Raw genomic sequence first — 15,934 nt, 5'->3', positions numbered from 1 at the left:
ACATGGTTTCCTGGTAGGAAATAGATGACAGTGGAAGGGGAGGTGCCACATGGCGTACGACGACCTGATCGGCCGGACCGCCCGGGCAGGCACGACGACCCCGGAGCGGGCGGCCGCCACAAGCGTGCCCGTCGATCCGGCCCGGACACCCCCGTCGGACGGGACGGCTCCCGGCGGGGAGGCGCCCGTCCACGGGATCGTCAAGCCGCTGCCGCCGGAGCTGTTCGTCGTGCACGACACCAACGCCGAGATGCGCTGGGAGGCCATGCGCGGCGCCGGCTACCACGTGCCGGCCGACCGCTTCTTCGTGCGCAACCACACCGTCACGCCGATCATCGACGTGACGGCCTGGCGGCTGCTCCTGCACGGCTCCGGACTTCGGAGGCCGCGCGCCTTCGACTACCGCGAGCTGCTCTCGATGCCGGCGGTGACACGTGATGTGGCCATCGAGTGCGCGGGCAACGGCCGCAGCCTCTTCACCGGCCAGCAGCACCAAGAGGTCCACGGCACCCCGTGGCGGCTGGGCGCCGTCGGGGTGGCCCGCTGGCGCGGGGTGCCGCTGGCCGCGGTGCTGGAGCGGGCCGGGCTCCACCCCGGCGCCGTCGACGTGATGGCCACCGGGCTCGACCCCGCCTACGTCGCCGACGGCGTCGACCACGGCCGGGTACGGCGGGCGATCCCGGTCGCCAAGGCGCTCGACGACGTGATCCTCGCCTACGAGATGAACGGCCACCCGCTCCCGCCCGACCACGGGTACCCGGTCCGGCTGGTCGTCCCGTCGTGGATCGGCCTGGCCTCGATCAAGTGGGTGGGCGACATCGAGGTCTCCACCTCGCCGCTGACCTCCCCGTGGAGCACGGAGTTCTACCGGATGTTCGGCGGCGGGCACCCGCCGCGGGGCAGCGAGCCGCTGACCGTCCGGGACCTGCGCAGCGCCTTCGAGCTCCCCTGGGGAGCCGTGCTGGCCGCCGGTCGCCCGCACGTGCTGCACGGCCGGTCCTGGTCGGGCGGGGGCCGGATCACGGGGGTCGAGGTGAGCCTCGACGGCGGCCTCACCTGGCAGCGGGCCGTGCTGCACGGGGCGGACGTCGCCGCGGCCTGGAGGCGCTGGCACATCACCTGGAAACCGCGGGCGACCGGCCCGCACACCCTGCTGGCCCGGGCCGCCGACGCGACCGGAACGGTCCAGGGCGAAAGCACGCCGTATAACGCACTGGGTTATCTCTTCGGTGCGGTCGCACACCATCCCGTGACGGTGATAAACGCCTGACTGATAGGTCAGTCACACACAAATATTACCTTCCCGTACCGCCGATAATGTTTTCGCTGTACGGCGCGCGTGTCCACTGATCAGGCAAGACGTGTTACCACTATCGGCGTTCCGATCCACTGATTTCATCTGAAATACTCCTGCGGTCGCACCGGTGAAACGTAGGGGAAACGAACCGGCGCGATGATTACCCCCATCCGTCGCCGCCTTATTAACCCCGGAGGTCCGAGACGATGCGCCAGCTGACCTCGCTCGACGCGCAGTTCCTGCACACGGAATCGGCCACCACCTCCGCTCATGTCGCCGGCGTCGCGGTCCTGGATCCGGCCGGCTCCCCGGCGGGCACGGTCACGCGGGAGGCGCTAGTCACGCTGCTGCGCGACCGGCTGCACCTGATCCCGGCGCTGGGCATGCGCCTGGCCGACGTGCCCTTCGGCCTCGACCGCCCGTACTGGACCGAGGACGACTCCTTCGACGTCGCCGACCACGTGCACGAGACCATCCTGCCGATGCCGGGTGACGAGTCCCAGCTCGCCGACGCGGTCGCCAGGCTCCACGAACGGCGCCTGGACCGCGACCGCCCGCTGTGGGAGATGCACCTGATCCACGGCCTCACCGGCGGCAGGATCGCCATGTACGCCAAGGTCCACCACTGCGCCGTCGACGGGGTCTCCGGCGCGGAGACCCTGGCCGCGCTGCTGGACCTCACCCCCGAGATCCGCACGGTCGACCCGCCCGCCGAGCGCGCGCCGGCCTCCGCTCCCGGGACGGTCATGATGCTCGCCGGGGCGCTCGCCCGGACGGTGACCCACCCGGTGCGCGTGCTGCGCTCCCTGGGCCGGGCTGCGGCCGATCTCGACGTGATCCCGATCGTCGCCACCCTGCCCGGCGCCAAACTGGTAGCCGCCGCGACCCGCAGGCTCACGGGGGGCGCCGGGGACCTGCCCGAGCCGCCCTCGCTGTCGGCCCCCCGCACCCCGTTCAACGGCCCGATCACCGCCGAGCGGCGCTTCTCCTACGGCTCGGTCCCGCTGGCCGACGTCAAGCGGGTGGCCAGGACCTTCGAGATCAGCGTCAACGACGTGGTCATGGCCCTGTGCGCCTCGGCCCTGCGCTCCTGGCTGCGCGAGCACGACGCGCTGCCGGACCGGCCGCTGATCGCCGCGGTCCCGGTGGCGGTCCGTACGGCCAGCGCCCGGGAGACGGTGGGCAACCAGCTGTCGGCCATGCTCGCCCCGATGCCCACCGACCTCGACTGCCCGCGCGAGCGCCTGCTGGCCGCGGGCGCGGCGATGCGCGCCGCCAAGCGCCGTTTCGCCCGCTCCCCGACGAACTGGCCGGACGAGCTGTCCTCGATGGTGCCGGCGACGGTGACCGCGCTGGCCACGCCCGCGATCTTCCGGCTGGCCTCGATGGCGGCGCCCCCGGTCAACCTGATCGTCTCCAACGTGCCGGGGCCGCAGTTCCCGCTGTACCTGTGCGGGGCCCGGATGACGGCCTACTACCCGATGTCGGTGCTCACCGACGTGAGCGGCGGGGTCAACATCACCTGCTTCTCCTACGACGGCTCGCTCGACTTCGGTGTCGTCACCTGCCCGGAGCGGGTGGAGGACGCCTGGCGGCTGATGGGGCACATCCAGGAGGCGATGGACGAGCTCGTGGAGCTGGCCGACGCGCGGGGCGTCTCCGGCGGGATCCGCCCCGCGCCTGCCTCCCGTCCGGCCAGTGAGCCGGTCCCGGCCTGAACCGCGGACAGCCCGGTCCCGGCCCGGGGGCGAGGGGCGGGCCGGGGCCGGGCCGAGCGCGCGGGCACCCGTTTCGCGGGGGCGTGCCCGCGCGGCTCACGCCCCCGGCCGTGGCGGCCGGGAGACCGGCGCGACCGGGCGGTCCCCGTCTCAGCCGGCCTTCGCGCCGACGGACTCCAGGAGCATCGGCAGCGTCCGGCGCAGCTCCCTGTTCCAGTAGGTCATGTTGTGGCGGCCGCGGTAGAAGTGCGTCTCCACGGGGATGCCGAGCTCCCGCAGCCGCCCGGCGAAGGCGCTGCCCGCCTTGTGGGCGAGTTCCTCGGTGATGTCGCCGAAGAGCTCGCCCTCCCGCTTGCGCCCGTCGCCCGCGGCCACGTAGAGGCGGACCCCGCGCAGCTCGGCCGCCCGGTGGTAGGGGTTGTGCTCCTCCCAGACCTCGCGGTCGCCGCGCGGGTCGCCCCAGATGCGCTTCCAGTCGGTGCCGAAGCACCCCGCGGTGGTGCCGAGCATCACGGCGATGTCCACCCCGGGCAGCAGGGTGTGCACGGCCCCGCTGAAGGAGGCGGCGGCCTTGAAGTTCCCGCTCGCGGCGTACAGCATCGCGCCCTGGCCGCCCATGGAGTACCCGGCGACCGCCCGCTCCCCGTTCGCCGCGTAGCGGCTCTCCAGCAGTGGCAGCAGCTCCTTGAGGTGGTAGGTCGCCCAGCGGGGCGGGCCGCCGTCGCCGCCGTTGTACCAGTCGGAGTAGCTGCCGCACCTGCCCCCGTCCGGCATCACCACGATGACCTGCGCGTCCTCGGTGAGCCGCTCGACGTCCGACCTCGACCACGCCTGATAGTCGTCCAGGCCGCCGTGGAGCAGCCACAGCGACGGCCAGGTCCGCCCGGCGTCGCGGGACCAGCCCCGGGGCAGCAGCAGCCGTACCCTGGTGACGTCGGCGAGGGCGGTGGAGCGCAGGGTCAGCTCCATGCGGCGCTCGCCCAGCCTCCGCTCTCCCACCACCTCGATGCCCTCGGGGTCCTTGGGAGCCTCGGGGGCCGGGCTCCCGGCCGGCCGGCCGGACGTGGCGGAGGCGGAGGGGGTGCCGGGCTCGGCGATCGGCCGGCGCTGGTTGGTGATCAGTGCGATCGTGGCGGCCACCACCAGGACGAACAGCCCGACCACGACCACGGCGCCGACGAGGAATCCGCGCAGTCGCGAACCGGGTGCCATGCGAGCCTCCGACCGTCTTATTGACGCGGAAAATAATAACGTCCCGCCGATCTCGGAGGCTGCCCCGAAAGTGAGTGACTACTCGGCAATAGAGTGGCGACCATGAGCTTTTCTGAGCTGAACCTCTTCCCGCTCTGCCTCGGCGGCAACGTCTTCGGCTGGACCGCCGACCGGGAGGCCTCCTTCGCCGTCCTGGACGCGTACGTCGAGGCTGGCGGTAACTTCATCGACACCGCCGACGTCTACTCCCGCTGGGTCTCCGGGCACGCGGGCGGCGAGTCGGAGACGATCATCGGTGAGTGGATGACCTCCCGCCGCAACCGCGACCGGATCGTGCTCGCGACCAAGGTCGGCATGCTGGACAGCCGCCCGGGCCTGTCGGAGGCGAACATCCGGGCGGCCGTGGAGGACTCGCTCCGCCGCCTGCAGACCGACTCCATCGACCTGTACTGGGCGCACATCGACGACGAGGAGACTCCGCTGGAGGAGACCCTCGCCACCTTCGACGCGCTGATCCGCGAGGGCAAGATCCGCAACATCGGCGCCTCCAACTACGAGGCCGACCGGCTGGCCGAGGCGCTGGCCGTCTCCGAGCGGGAGGGCCTGGCCCGCTACGGAGTGGTGCAGCAGCAGTACAACCTGGTCGAGCGCGGCTACGAGGGCGCGCTGCGCGAGGTGGTGGCCGGCGCCGGGCTGACCAGCACGCCGTACTACGGGCTGGCCCGCGGCTTCCTGACCGGCAAGTACCGGTCAGGGGTGCAGGTCGACAGCCCGCGCGCCGGCAAGGCCTCGGAGTACCTCGCCACCGAGCGCGGGCCCCGCGTCCTGGAGGCCCTGGACAAGGTGGCCGTCGCCCACGACACCGTCCCGGCGGCCATCGCGCTGGCCTGGCTGGCCGCCCAGCCCACCGTGGCCGCGCCGATCGCCAGCGCCCGCAACGTCGAGCAGCTCCGCCCGCTGCTGGCGGCCACCGAGGTGACCCTGGACGAGGACGAGCTCGCGCTGCTGGACGACGCCTCCCGCTGACCGCGCCCGCGTGAGGGGTCCGGCGGCGAGGACCCGGCGAAGGGCCTCGATGCGAGGCTCCGGCGAAAGGTCCCGGCCACACCGTGGCCGGGACCGGGGACCGGGAACCGGGAGGGAGACACTGGCCCGTCGCGACTCCAGCGGCTGTCTGATGCCGTCAGCCGCTGCCGCGCCCCAGCGGCCCGAACGCGACGTCCTTCTCCTGCTGCAGCACCTTCCCGTCGGCCCCGTACGCCGTCACCGTGACGGGCGGCGAATCCAGGGTCGCGGCCTCCTCATTCGCAGAGTCTCCGGAACTCCCAAGGTCTCCGGAACTCCCAGGGTCTCCGGAACTCCCAGGGTCTCCGGAGTCGCGCACCGGCCTGCCGATGATCCGTACGATGAAGAACCCGTTGGCGATCCGCGCCGCCGTACGCCGCCCGTCCGCCCAGTCGACCTCGACCCGCCGCACGGCGTCGCTGACCCGCCCGGCGACGACCCGGTACACGTCGTCCTTCTGTGACCGCTGCTCGCCGGCGGTGTACGAATGCGTGTGGCCGGTGTACGCGTCCAGCTGCAGATCACCGGAGAGCCCGGCCAGGTTCCCGGGCGGCTCGAACCCCCAGTAGGTGAAGACCGCACGCTCGGCCATGTCCTTCTGATCGGTCGGCGTGCAGAGCACGAAACCGGCCTCACTGCCCACCAGGGCAGTGCTCCCGCCCTTGTCCCGGTACTCCACCAGCACCCGGAAGTCCTCAGCCGCCCCGTGCTCGGCGATCCGCCGGTCGCCGTCCATGTCGTGCACCGGCCCGCCCCGGGGCATGCACTCGCGTACGAGCCGCAGCTGCTCGGAGGTGTTGTCCGGCAGGGCGGCCACACCGGCCGTGGTGTCCGGGCCGGTGGTGCCCGGGGAGGACAGGATCACCGTCGCGACCACCGTGGCGGTGACCGCGGCGGCCACGCTCACCGCCGTGAGACCGGCGACCGACCACGCCCGGCGCCGGTGCCGGTGCCGGGTGAGAGTCCGCCTGGCATAAACCCGCGGGTCTACGGGGGCGGCTTCACCGGCCATCAGGCGCAGCTCTTCGGCGATCCGCCGTTCGTCGATGGTCACTGCAGTCCCTCCAACAGGACGGTCTCGCCGACCAGCTCGCGCAGGCGGCCGACGGCTTGATGGGTTTGGCTGCGTACGGTGCCCACCGAGCAGCCCATGATCTTGGCGACCTCGGACTCCGGGAGATCTTCGTAGTAGCGCAGCACCAGCACCGCTCGTTTGCGCGCGGGCAGGATCCGTAACGCCTCGGCCAGCGTGATGCGGGTCTCCACCTCGCCGGTGCGGTCGGCCACGCCGTGATCGGGAGGTGCTTCGAGCACGCGTTCGCGGCCCCAGCGCGGGCTGCGCCACCGCCCGACCTGTTCGTGGTACATGACGCGGCGCACGTATGCCTCCGGGTTGTCCCGGATACGCCGCCAGTGGGCGACCGTCTTGGCCAGTGCCGTCTGAAGCAGGTCCTCGGCGGCGTGCTGGTCGTTGGTCAGGACGTAGGCGAGCCTGATCAAGCTGTCGGATCGCCTGACGACGAACTCGGTGAAGTCGCGCTGATGGTCAGGGTGCAAGGGCTCTCCTCGTATCTCGCACCATTAGACGCAGGGGAGCCGACGGATCTATGGTGCGCGGCGACACGTCCGGTTCGTACACGGGCGCTTAGGGAAATCCCTAGGTCCCCCACGGAAGCGGTGACGGCACCGCCGTTCCTAGGGTGAGAAGCCACTGCCGACTCTCCTTCTCCGTCGCATCGGTCTTCGACCCATCAGGGAGCGCGTGCCATGGCGAGCAACCAGCAACCGAGTGACGGCGCCGCGGATCCCCTGCGCGTCGCGCCCGACGTCGGAGACACGGTCCACGACGACGTCCTGCGCCGGTACGACGATCCGGCCGGGACGCGGCGGCGGGCCTCCTCGGCCCGCGCCGCCATCGAGGAGTTCATGTCGGGACGGGCCGGCGAGATGAAGACCGCCGGCCTGGACCTTCGCGAGGCCGACTCCGCCGAGGGCGTCAACACGCTGCGCATCAGGTACCAGCAGTTCCACAACGGCCTGCCGGTCTTCGGCTCGGGGGTGCACGCCGTCGCCGACATCCGGCTCGCGAGCGTCACGAACGTGGACAACTCCACCGACGAGCAGCTCGCCTCGGCGCCCGACCCCGGACAGGCCAGACCCTTCGACGAGGTCGGCGCGGCGGCCGTGGCCCCGTTCGCGGGGTACGCGGCCACCGCCGAGGTGACCGGGCGGACCCTGGGCTACACACGGGACGACCACAGGCCGCCGCTGCCCGAGCACGACTATCCGACCGCGCCGCTCTCGCTGCTGCGCACGGGCACCGAGGCCGACGGCCTCGTCCACCTGGTCTACGACTGCCGGGTGCGGACCGGCGAGCCCTACGAGCAGTTCAGCGTGGTCGTGGACGCCCTGTCCGCCGAGGTGCTGTGGGTGGCCCTGCTCGGCAAGTACGTCACCGCCAACCTCCGGGTCTTCATGCCCGATCCGGTGACCGAGTCCGACGACGCCACGCTGAGCTCGGCCTCCCCGGCGGACGCGCTGGACGCCTTCCGGCACACGGCGCAGGCCGAGGTCAACCCGGCCTCCGGCGGCGCGTTCACGCTGGAGGGCGAGTGGTTCCGCTGCGTCGACTGGGACGCGCCCGCCTTCCCCCAGCCCGGGGAGGCCACCCCCGACTTCGCCTACCAGACCCATCCCGCCGACCGGCGCTTCCTCAGCGCCAACGCGTACTACTGGCTCGACACCTTCGCCCGCTACCTCCGCGGGCTCGGTCACCCCGCGCTCAACGCGAACATGCGGCGCGTCGACGTGGATCCGCAGGGGCTCAACGGGCACGACAACAGCCAGTGGGTGCCGGGGGACCCGCCGCGGATCCGCTTCGGCGAGGGCGGCACGCCGGACGCCGCGGACGCGGGGGTGATCCTCCACGAGTACCTCCACGGCGTGTTCGACTTCCTCGACAGCAACCACGGCGGCTCGGGGTCCTACGAGCACAGCTTCTGCGACGCCATCGCGGCGGTCTTCCGGGACAGCGTCAGCATGGCCCGGCACCGGCGCGCCGAGACCTTCCCCTTCGACAACAACGCCATCGACCGCTGGAGCACCGAGCGCACTCTCGACCGCGCCGAGCGCTTCGACGACGCCGCGTTCTTCCGGTACGGCGCCAACCTGCGCAACTCGATGCTCGGCACGGCCGTCTGGCAGGCGTATCTCGGGCTCGGCGGCGACTCGGACGACCGGGACCGGCGGCAGCGCGCCGCCGACACCGTCATCAGGACGTTCGTGGAGATGCTGACCCTGGTCCCCGACAACACCTCCACCGGCGCCGCCCACGCCGTCCAGCTCGCCCAGGGCATGATCAGCGCCGACCACCGGCTGACCGGCGGCCTGCACGGCAAAGTGCTCGACGCGGTCTTCACGGCGCGCGGGCTGTGGGCGCCCCGGGCGGTGGACGTCTACATCACCGACAGCGAGGAGGACACCGGTGTCGTCCCCGGCCCGGTGTCGCACCGGACCTCGCCGGACATCTGGGTGCGCACCACCGCCCCCGAGGACGGAGACGACCCCGAGCTCGGACACCAGCCCCCGGTCGGCGGTCAGCCGAACCACCTGTATGTGCGCCTGCGCAACCGCGGCAGCCAGGAGGCCGCGGCGGGCTCCTTCACCGTCGAGGCCTTCCGGTGCGATACGGGCACGGAGATGATCTGGCCGACGCACTTCCAGCCGCTCGGCACCCTCACCGTCACCGGTCCCATCCCGCCGGGCGGCGCCGCCCGGGTCGGCCCGTTCATCTGGACACCGCAGGCCGCCGGGCCCGAACTCCTGCTCGCCGTGGCCCACGGCGCCGCGGATCCGGCGATCCCCGCGACCCTCACCACGCCGGTCCCGCACGACCGGATCGTCCGCTACGACAACAACGTCGGACGGCGCAGCGTGTAGCCGCGGCCGCCGGTTCCCGAGCGGGGACGCTCCGGTCCGCGGCGGCGACGGCCGCGCGCTCCACCCGCCCGCCATCACCACCGACCGAGGCGGAGACATGACGGCATCCGTACCACCATCCAGGCGATCGGCGGCGGCGCCATGACGCGGCCGGACGACTCACCCGCCTCCGACGGCTATCCCGTCCCCGACAAGCGCCGCCCGCCCTCGCCGAGCGCGCTCATGCCGGCGCCCGCCGCCAAGCGGGCGGACACTCCGGCGGGCGAGCGCATCGCCGCGCTCGTGCGGCTCGTCTCCGCCGACCGGCTGCGCGAGCACGTGACGGCGTTGACGGCCTTCCACACCAGGCACACGTTCTCGCCGAACCTCGCGGCGGCCGCGGAGTGGCTCGTCGGCCGGTTCACGACCGCCGGGTACGGCGACGCGGCCAAGGTGCCGTGGACCCGCTCGGGACACACGGCCGACAACGTCGTCTGCGTCAAGCCGGGCACGGGCGGGAGCGGTCCCGTGGTGGTGCTGTGCGCCCACTACGACTGCCGGATGGCCGATCTGTCCGACAGCTCGTCGAGGGCGCCCGGCGCCGACGACAACGCCAGCGGTGTGGCGGCGGTCCTGGAGATCGCCGGGATCCTGCGTGACGTCCCCCTGCGGCACACCGTCCAGTTCGTCGCCTTCTCCGGCGAGGAGCAGGGATTGTGGGGCTCCTCCGCGTACGCCGCGCAGCTCGGGCTCGCCGGTACGCGCGTACATCGCCTGATAAATCTGGACATGATTGGGTTCCGTCCTCCGGACGGCTCGATCACGGTGGAACGCGATCTGGGCAACGCCGTCCCCGGGAACGACGCCGACTCACAGGCGTTCGGCGAGATCATGGCACGGGCGGCCGCCGACCACACGACCCTGCCCGTACGGCTCGGCCCGATCTTCGCCAGCGACTACATGCCCTTCGAAGCCCGCGGTCACGTCACCATCGGCGCCTACGAGGGCGAGGGCAACCCGCACTATCACGAGACCTCCGACGACGCGCACACGCTCGACTACGGCTACCTGGCCGCGGTGACCCGCCTCACCCTCGCCACGCTTCTCATGCTCAGCCTGGACGAGGACGGGCCCGGCACGCAGAAGGGCCCGGCCGCGTGACGCGACCGGGCCCCGCCGTCGAGCGGCCGGAGGGGGTGGCCCCCGGTCCGTCCCCGCCGCGGCGGGGACGGACCGGATTCAGTGCTCGACGGCCTTCTCTGCGCCGACGCCGGTGAGGGAGCGGACCTCGATCTCGGCGTACTTGGCCGCGTTGTACTCCTTGCTGAGCTTGGTGCCGAGCCATCCGGCCAGGAAGCCGATCGGGATCGAGAGCAGGCCAGGGTTGCTCAGCGGGAACCAGGCGAAGTTCGCATCCGGGAAGAGCGAGGTGGGCTTGCCCGACACGACCGGCGAGAAGATCACCAGGACGAGTGCGGAGACCAGGCCGCCGTAGATGGCCGAGACCGCGCCCGCGGTGTTGAAGTTCTTCCAGAACAGGCTGTAGAGGATCGCCGGCAGGTTGCCCGAGGCGGCCACCGCGAAGGCCAGCGCGACCAGGAAGGCCACGTTCTGGCCCTGGGCGAGGATGCCGAGGCCGATGGAGACCGCGCCGATGACGAAGGCGGAGATCCGGGCGACCAGGACCTCCTCCTTCTCGGTGGCGTTGCCGCGCTTGAACACGTGCGCGTACAGGTCGTGGGAGAAGGAGGAGCTGGAGGCCAGCGTCAGACCGGCGACGACCGCCAGGATCGTGGCGAAGGCCACCGCGGCGATGATGGCCAGCAGGATCGTGCCGCCCACCTCACCGAAGATCGCCTCGCCGACCGCCTGGGCGAGCTGCGGGGCCGCGGTGTTGCCCGCCGCGTCCTGCGCCGCGATCGTCTTGCTCCCCACCAGCGCCGCCGCGCCGAAGCCCAGCACGAGGGTGAGCAGGTAGAAGGTGCCGATGATGCCGATGCCCCACAGCACCGACTTGCGGGCGTCCTTGGCGGTGGGCACGGTGTAGAAGCGGATCAGGATGTGCGGCAGTCCCGCGGTGCCCAGGACCAGGGCCAGGCCCAGGCTGATCAGGTCGAGCTTGCCCGCCAGGCCCTGCGCCTCGGTGGCGTACCTGCCGCCGCCGGCCGTGTAGGTCGTGGGGTTGCTGCTCTGCGCGGCGGCCTCTCCCATCAGGCCCGAGAGGTTGAAGCCGTACTTGCCGAGCACCAGCAGGGTGATCAGGGTGGCGCCGCCCATGAGCAGCACGGCCTTGACGATCTGCACCCAGGTGGTGCCCTTCATGCCGCCGACGACCACGTAGACGATCATCAGGACGCCGACGCCGACGATCGTCCACGCCTTGGCCGCCGGATCGGTCACCCCCAGCAGCAGGCCGACCAGCGCACCCGCGCCGACCATCTGGGCCAGCAGGTAGAAGATCGACACGGTGATGGTGGAGACGCCCGCCGCGGTGCGGACCGGGCGCGGGCTCATCCGGAAGGCCAGCACGTCGGCCATGGTGAACTTGCCGGAGTTTCGCATCAGCTCCGCGACCAGCAGCAGCGCCACCAGCCAGGCGACCAGGAAGCCGATGGAGTACAGGAACCCGTCGTAGCCGTAGAGCGCGATGAGCCCGGCGATGCCCAGGAAGCTCGCCGCCGACATGTAGTCGCCGCCGATCGCCAGGCCGTTCTGCACGCCGCTGAAGGAGCGCCCGCCGGCGTAGTAGTCGGCGGCCGTCTTGGTCTGGCGGCTCGCCCAGAACGTGATGCCCAGCGTCGCGGCGACGAAGAGCAGGAACAGGACGGTGGACAGAGCCTGGGAGCTCATTCGGGCCTTCCCTCGATCTCGTGGCGGATCTCGTCGGCGATGGGGTCGAGCTTCTTCTCCGCATGCCGGGAGTAGGCCCAGGCGATCCAGAACGTGGAGACGAACTGGAGCAGACCGAGGATCAGGCCGACGTTGATGTTGCCCAGCACCTTGATGCCCATGAAGTCACGCGCCCAGCCGGACAACACCACGTAGAGCAGGTACCACGCGAGGAAGGCCGCGGTCATCGGGAACGTCCACGATCGGAAGTGGCGCTTCAGCTCCTGGAAACGTTCACTGGCCTGCACCTGTTCGTAGACAGATGCGTCATGTTGTCTGGTGGTCACGAGGAGACCTCCCGCAAATGTGATGTGGATCACGAACAACGTAGGAGCGGACGGTACCCCGCGAGGAGACCTTGGGGCGCACTCTTCGCCCAGCCGCCGCCGACCGGCGGTCAGTTGGGGCCGGCGTGCGGTGAAAGGTCCTTCTGGCGCGACGAACGGTCCTCCGCCGGCTATCCCGGCTCCCCGGGCGGCGGGAGCGGGCAGGCCGGGCGGGGCGGCCCCGTCACGCGGAAGAACTCCAGGCGGAGGCTCTTGTCGTCCGGGAGCCCGATCACCCGTGACCGGCCGTCGCCCCGCCAGCAGACGGGCAGCAGGAAGTACTGCTGGCCGGCGTGGATGAGCAGCCGCAGGCCGTCGTAGCGGTAGCGGTGCCGCGGCCTGTCGCCCGGCGGCACCGGCAGCGCGCTCTCCCCCACCCCCGGCCCTTCGATGGGCAGGCGCTCGGGCGCGTACACCACGACGCCCGGCAGCCGCCTGGCGTCCGCCACCAGATCGCGGGCCACGTCGACGCCGCGGTTCTGCGCGTAGACGGCCGCGGACCACAGCGCGGTCAGGATGAGAAGCCCCATGAAGGCCACCCGTCGCGCCGTCCGCAGCGGCGGGGACTCGCCGCCGGGCCAGAGCCTGCGGTCGGAGGTCAGGGAGTGCAGGTGGGCGGCGTAGCCGATCAGCATCACGCCCAGCCCCAGACTCATCGGGACGATCGGCCACTCGGAGCGGTATCTCCCCAGCCCGGTGATCCCCGCGAGCCCGGTCAGGCACACCGCGAGCCCGGCCGCGGCCACCGCCGGAACGGCCCACCGCGCCACCTTCCGGAAGCGCGACAGCAGCCGGGTGAGCAGCAGGTGGGCCGGGATCGCGATCATGACCGCCAGCAGCAGGCCCGCGAGCGGCTCGATGGTCGCGTCGATGCTGCGGAACAGGTAGTCCTGCAGCGACAGGCCCAGGACGCTCTGGTCGAGGCCGAAGACGCGGTAGGTGACGCTCGCCCGTGCCCAGCCGAAATAGACCATGAGCGCGGTGACCAGCGTCGTCGGGGCCACGACCCTGGCCAGGACCTGCCAGAGGTGCGCGAAGTCCGACACGGAGTCATCCGCCGTACCCGCCGTGTTCTCGGCGTCCGCCATGCCTGCCGTATCCGCTGCGCCCGCAGCGGGGCGCGTCCTCCTCCCCCGCCGCGCCACCGTCAGTCGCCGCCCTCGCCGGAGCCCGGCCCGGTCCCGGCTCCGTCCGGGCTCGCCGGGCTCGGGCCCGGCTCGGTGGGACCGGTCGCGCTCCCGTCCGGGCTCGGCTCCGGCTCGGTGGAGCCGGTCGGGGACTCCGCCGGGTCCGGCGTCCCGGAGGTGGCCGAGGGATCCGGCGTCCCGGGGGTGCCGGCCGGCTCCGGCGTCCCGGACAGCTCGCACCGCACCTGCGAGCCGGGCCGCTTCGCCGCCTCGCACTCCCCCGCGTACTGCTCGGCCCGCTCCGGTTCGAGCCGGACCAGGTCGCCGAGGGCCGCGCTCACCTCGGCCTCCTGGCCTGTCGCGGCGTATCCGACGACCTGGGCGCGGTACAGCAGCGCCAGCAGCTGCCCGCGGACGGCTTCGGGCAGGTCCGCGCTCATCGCCTCGGCCTCGCGCAGGTCCGCCAGCCCCTCCTCGACCTGCCCGCCGTTGATCCTGGCGGTCCCCCCGCACACCCGGCGCACGGCCGCGGCCTGCGGACCCTGCCCGGTGCTCCGGTCCGCCGAGGCGGCCAGTTCCGCGTACTCGCCGGCGCGCAGCCGCCGGTCGCACTCCTCCACCGCCGCCAGCGCGGCCGCGGGAATGTCCTCCCCGCCTCTGACCGGCACGAGGCCGTCGTCGGGCGTCACGACGACCTCGGGACCCAGCCCGGCCCCGTCGTCTCCGGCCCCGCACGCCGTCGCCATCGTCAGCGCGGCCACGGCGGCGCACACCCCCGAGCCCTTCATGGAGTACCCCCGAACCCCGTTCCCGGACGCTCTGACGAATACCCGTTACGCGGGATCGGAAGCCTCAGCTGTGGCGGGGCCGCCAGTCGCCCCGGTCCACGTTCAGCGTCTCGGGCGTGTGCAGGCGCACCATCGTGCGGGCGACGCCCGCCGGGATGCGCTCCGGGGTCAGCAGGGAGACGATCACCATGACCGCGAAGGCGACGGGCACCGTCAGGGCGGCGGGCTGGGCCAGCAGGGCGCCCGCCAGGCCCGTGTACGGGCCTCCGGCGATCGTGACCAGGACCGCGCCGCAGGCCAGCCCGCCGCCGGCGAGCAGCCCGGCCAGCGCCCCGGCGGAGGTCAGCCGCCGCCACCAGATGCCCAGGACCAGCAGCGGGCAGAACGACGAGGCGGCCACCGCGAAGGCCAGGCCCACCACGTCGGCGACCGGCAGTGCGCGGGCCGAGGTGGCCAGGGCCAGCGGCACGGTCACCGCCAGCACCGCGGCGGTCCGGAACGAGCGCACCCCGCCCTTGAGGATGTCCTGCCCGATCACGCCCGCCACCGAGACGGTCAGCCCCGAGGAGGTGGACAGGAAGGCCGCGAAGGCCCCGGCCGTCACCAGCGCGGTCAGCAGGTCCCCCGCCATCCCCCCGATCAGGTGCCCGGGCAGGGTCAGCACCACCGTGTCGCGTCCCTCCAGGTCGGGCACGTAGATCCGGCCCAGCGCGCCGTACACCGCCGGCAGCAGGTAGAAGGCGCCCAGCAGCGACAGCACGACCAGTGTCGTACGGCGGGCGGCCCGGCCGTCGGGGTTGGTGTAGAAGCGGACGAGCACGTGCGGCAGGCCCATGGTGCCCAGGAACGTCGCCAGGATCAGCGAGTACGTCGAGTAGAGGCCGTACTCCCGGTCGCCCGACAGGGGCAGCGCCCAGCCGGCCGCGTCCTGCGCGCTCAGCCCCGGGGATCCGTCGGCCCGCCATGCCATCAGCAGGAACACCAGCGGCAGGGCGAGGGCGGTGAGCTTGAGCCAGTACTGGAAGGCCTGCACGAAAGTGATCGAGCGCATGCCCCCGGACATCACGTTGACCGCGACCACCGCCGCCACCAGCACCCCGCCGACCCACACCGGCGCACCGGTGACGGTCCGGAGCACCAGGCCGGCGCTCTGGAACTGCGGCATCAGGTACAGCCAGCCGATCAGCACGACCAGCACGCTGGCCACCCGCCGTACCGCCATCGACTCCAGCCGCGCCTCGGCGAAGTCCGGCAGCGTGTAGGCGCCCGAGCGGCGCAGCGGCGCCGAGACCAGGACCAGCAGCACCAGATAACCGCCGGTCCAGCCGACCGGCAGCCACAGCATGTCGGCGCCGTAGGCCAGGATCAGCCCGGCGATGCCCAGGAAGCTCGCGGCCGACAGGTACTCCCCGCCGATGGCCGAGGCGTTCCACAGCGGGGAGACCGTCCGGGAGGCGACGTAGAAGTCGGAGGTGGTCCGCGACAGCCGGAGGCCGAAGGCCCCGATCAGCACCGCGGCCACCACCACCAGCACGACCGCCGTCACACCGTAGGCGGTGCTCATCCGGTCTTCCCTCCCCGCGAACCCCGCATC

Annotated in this window: 13 protein-coding genes; 5 read left to right on the top strand and 8 right to left on the bottom strand. The window is 72.3% G+C overall.

The window, feature by feature from the left end:
* Positions 1–49: 49 nt before the first annotated feature.
* Positions 50–1,270 (top strand): sulfite oxidase, encoded by a 1,221-nt coding sequence (locus tag Psi01_RS16735; RefSeq protein WP_204064950.1) that lies wholly within the window; start codon positions 50–52, stop codon positions 1,268–1,270.
* Between the two features lie 233 nt (positions 1,271–1,503).
* On the top strand, positions 1,504–3,015 hold the full coding sequence (locus tag Psi01_RS16730; protein WP_204064949.1) for a WS/DGAT/MGAT family O-acyltransferase: 1,512 nt from the start codon (positions 1,504–1,506) through the stop codon (positions 3,013–3,015).
* 150 nt (positions 3,016–3,165) lie between these two features.
* On the opposite strand, the gene Psi01_RS16725 is transcribed toward Psi01_RS16730, so the two are convergent.
* A complete protein-coding gene (locus Psi01_RS16725; protein ID WP_204064948.1) occupies positions 3,166–4,227 on the bottom strand; it encodes an alpha/beta hydrolase in 1,062 nt (353 codons plus the stop codon).
* A 102-nt stretch (positions 4,228–4,329) separates the two neighbouring features.
* Between Psi01_RS16725 and Psi01_RS16720 the strand changes: the two genes are divergently transcribed.
* Positions 4,330–5,253, top strand: coding sequence for an aldo/keto reductase (locus Psi01_RS16720; RefSeq protein WP_204064947.1), 924 nt, complete (start codon positions 4,330–4,332; stop codon positions 5,251–5,253).
* A gap of 157 nt (positions 5,254–5,410) precedes the next feature.
* On the opposite strand, the gene Psi01_RS16715 is transcribed toward Psi01_RS16720, so the two are convergent.
* The gene (locus Psi01_RS16715; RefSeq protein ID WP_204064946.1) at positions 5,411–6,346 is read right to left on the bottom strand and encodes a hypothetical protein; all 936 of its coding nucleotides are present in this window, start codon (positions 6,344–6,346) and stop codon (positions 5,411–5,413) included.
* Positions 6,343–6,849, bottom strand: a complete 507-nt coding sequence (locus tag Psi01_RS16710; RefSeq protein ID WP_204064945.1) for a SigE family RNA polymerase sigma factor — start codon at positions 6,847–6,849, stop codon at positions 6,343–6,345. The genes Psi01_RS16715 and Psi01_RS16710 overlap by 4 nt, the downstream gene beginning before the upstream one ends.
* A 210-nt stretch (positions 6,850–7,059) precedes the next feature.
* On the opposite strand from Psi01_RS16710, the gene Psi01_RS16705 reads away from it, so the two are divergent.
* Positions 7,060–9,231, top strand: a complete 2,172-nt coding sequence (locus Psi01_RS16705; RefSeq protein ID WP_204064944.1) for a hypothetical protein — start codon at positions 7,060–7,062, stop codon at positions 9,229–9,231.
* A 141-nt stretch (positions 9,232–9,372) separates the two neighbouring features.
* Positions 9,373–10,371, top strand: coding sequence for a M28 family metallopeptidase (locus tag Psi01_RS16700; protein WP_204064943.1), 999 nt, complete (start codon positions 9,373–9,375; stop codon positions 10,369–10,371).
* A gap of 78 nt (positions 10,372–10,449) precedes the next feature.
* On the opposite strand, the gene Psi01_RS16695 is transcribed toward Psi01_RS16700, so the two are convergent.
* The 5 genes from Psi01_RS16695 to Psi01_RS16675 form a co-directional block, all read right to left on the bottom strand.
* A complete protein-coding gene (locus tag Psi01_RS16695; protein WP_204064942.1) occupies positions 10,450–12,060 on the bottom strand; it encodes a monocarboxylic acid transporter in 1,611 nt (536 codons plus the stop codon).
* Complete coding sequence (locus Psi01_RS16690; protein ID WP_204064941.1) at positions 12,057–12,386, bottom strand: DUF485 domain-containing protein; 330 nt, start codon at positions 12,384–12,386, stop codon at positions 12,057–12,059. The genes Psi01_RS16695 and Psi01_RS16690 overlap by 4 nt, the downstream gene beginning before the upstream one ends.
* A gap of 170 nt (positions 12,387–12,556) precedes the next feature.
* Entirely contained in the window at positions 12,557–13,513 is a 957-nt protein-coding gene (locus tag Psi01_RS16685; RefSeq protein ID WP_204064940.1) for a hypothetical protein, read from the bottom strand.
* A gap of 59 nt (positions 13,514–13,572) precedes the next feature.
* The gene (locus tag Psi01_RS16680) at positions 13,573–14,340 is read right to left on the bottom strand and encodes a hypothetical protein (protein ID WP_204064939.1); all 768 of its coding nucleotides are present in this window, start codon (positions 14,338–14,340) and stop codon (positions 13,573–13,575) included.
* 64 nt (positions 14,341–14,404) lie between these two features.
* Positions 14,405–15,904: a sodium/solute symporter gene (locus Psi01_RS16675; RefSeq protein ID WP_204064938.1), complete on the bottom strand. Its 1,500-nt coding sequence runs from the start codon at positions 15,902–15,904 to the stop codon at positions 14,405–14,407.
* Between the last annotated feature and the right edge of the window lie 30 nt (positions 15,905–15,934).

The sequence above is a fragment of the Paraplanobispora siamensis genome, from assembly GCF_016863175.1.
Lineage (GTDB): Bacteria > Actinomycetota > Actinomycetes > Streptosporangiales > Streptosporangiaceae > Planobispora > Planobispora siamensis.
The sequence above is the reverse complement of the archived record's forward strand: the minus strand, read 5'-3'. Positions and strand labels throughout refer to the sequence as shown.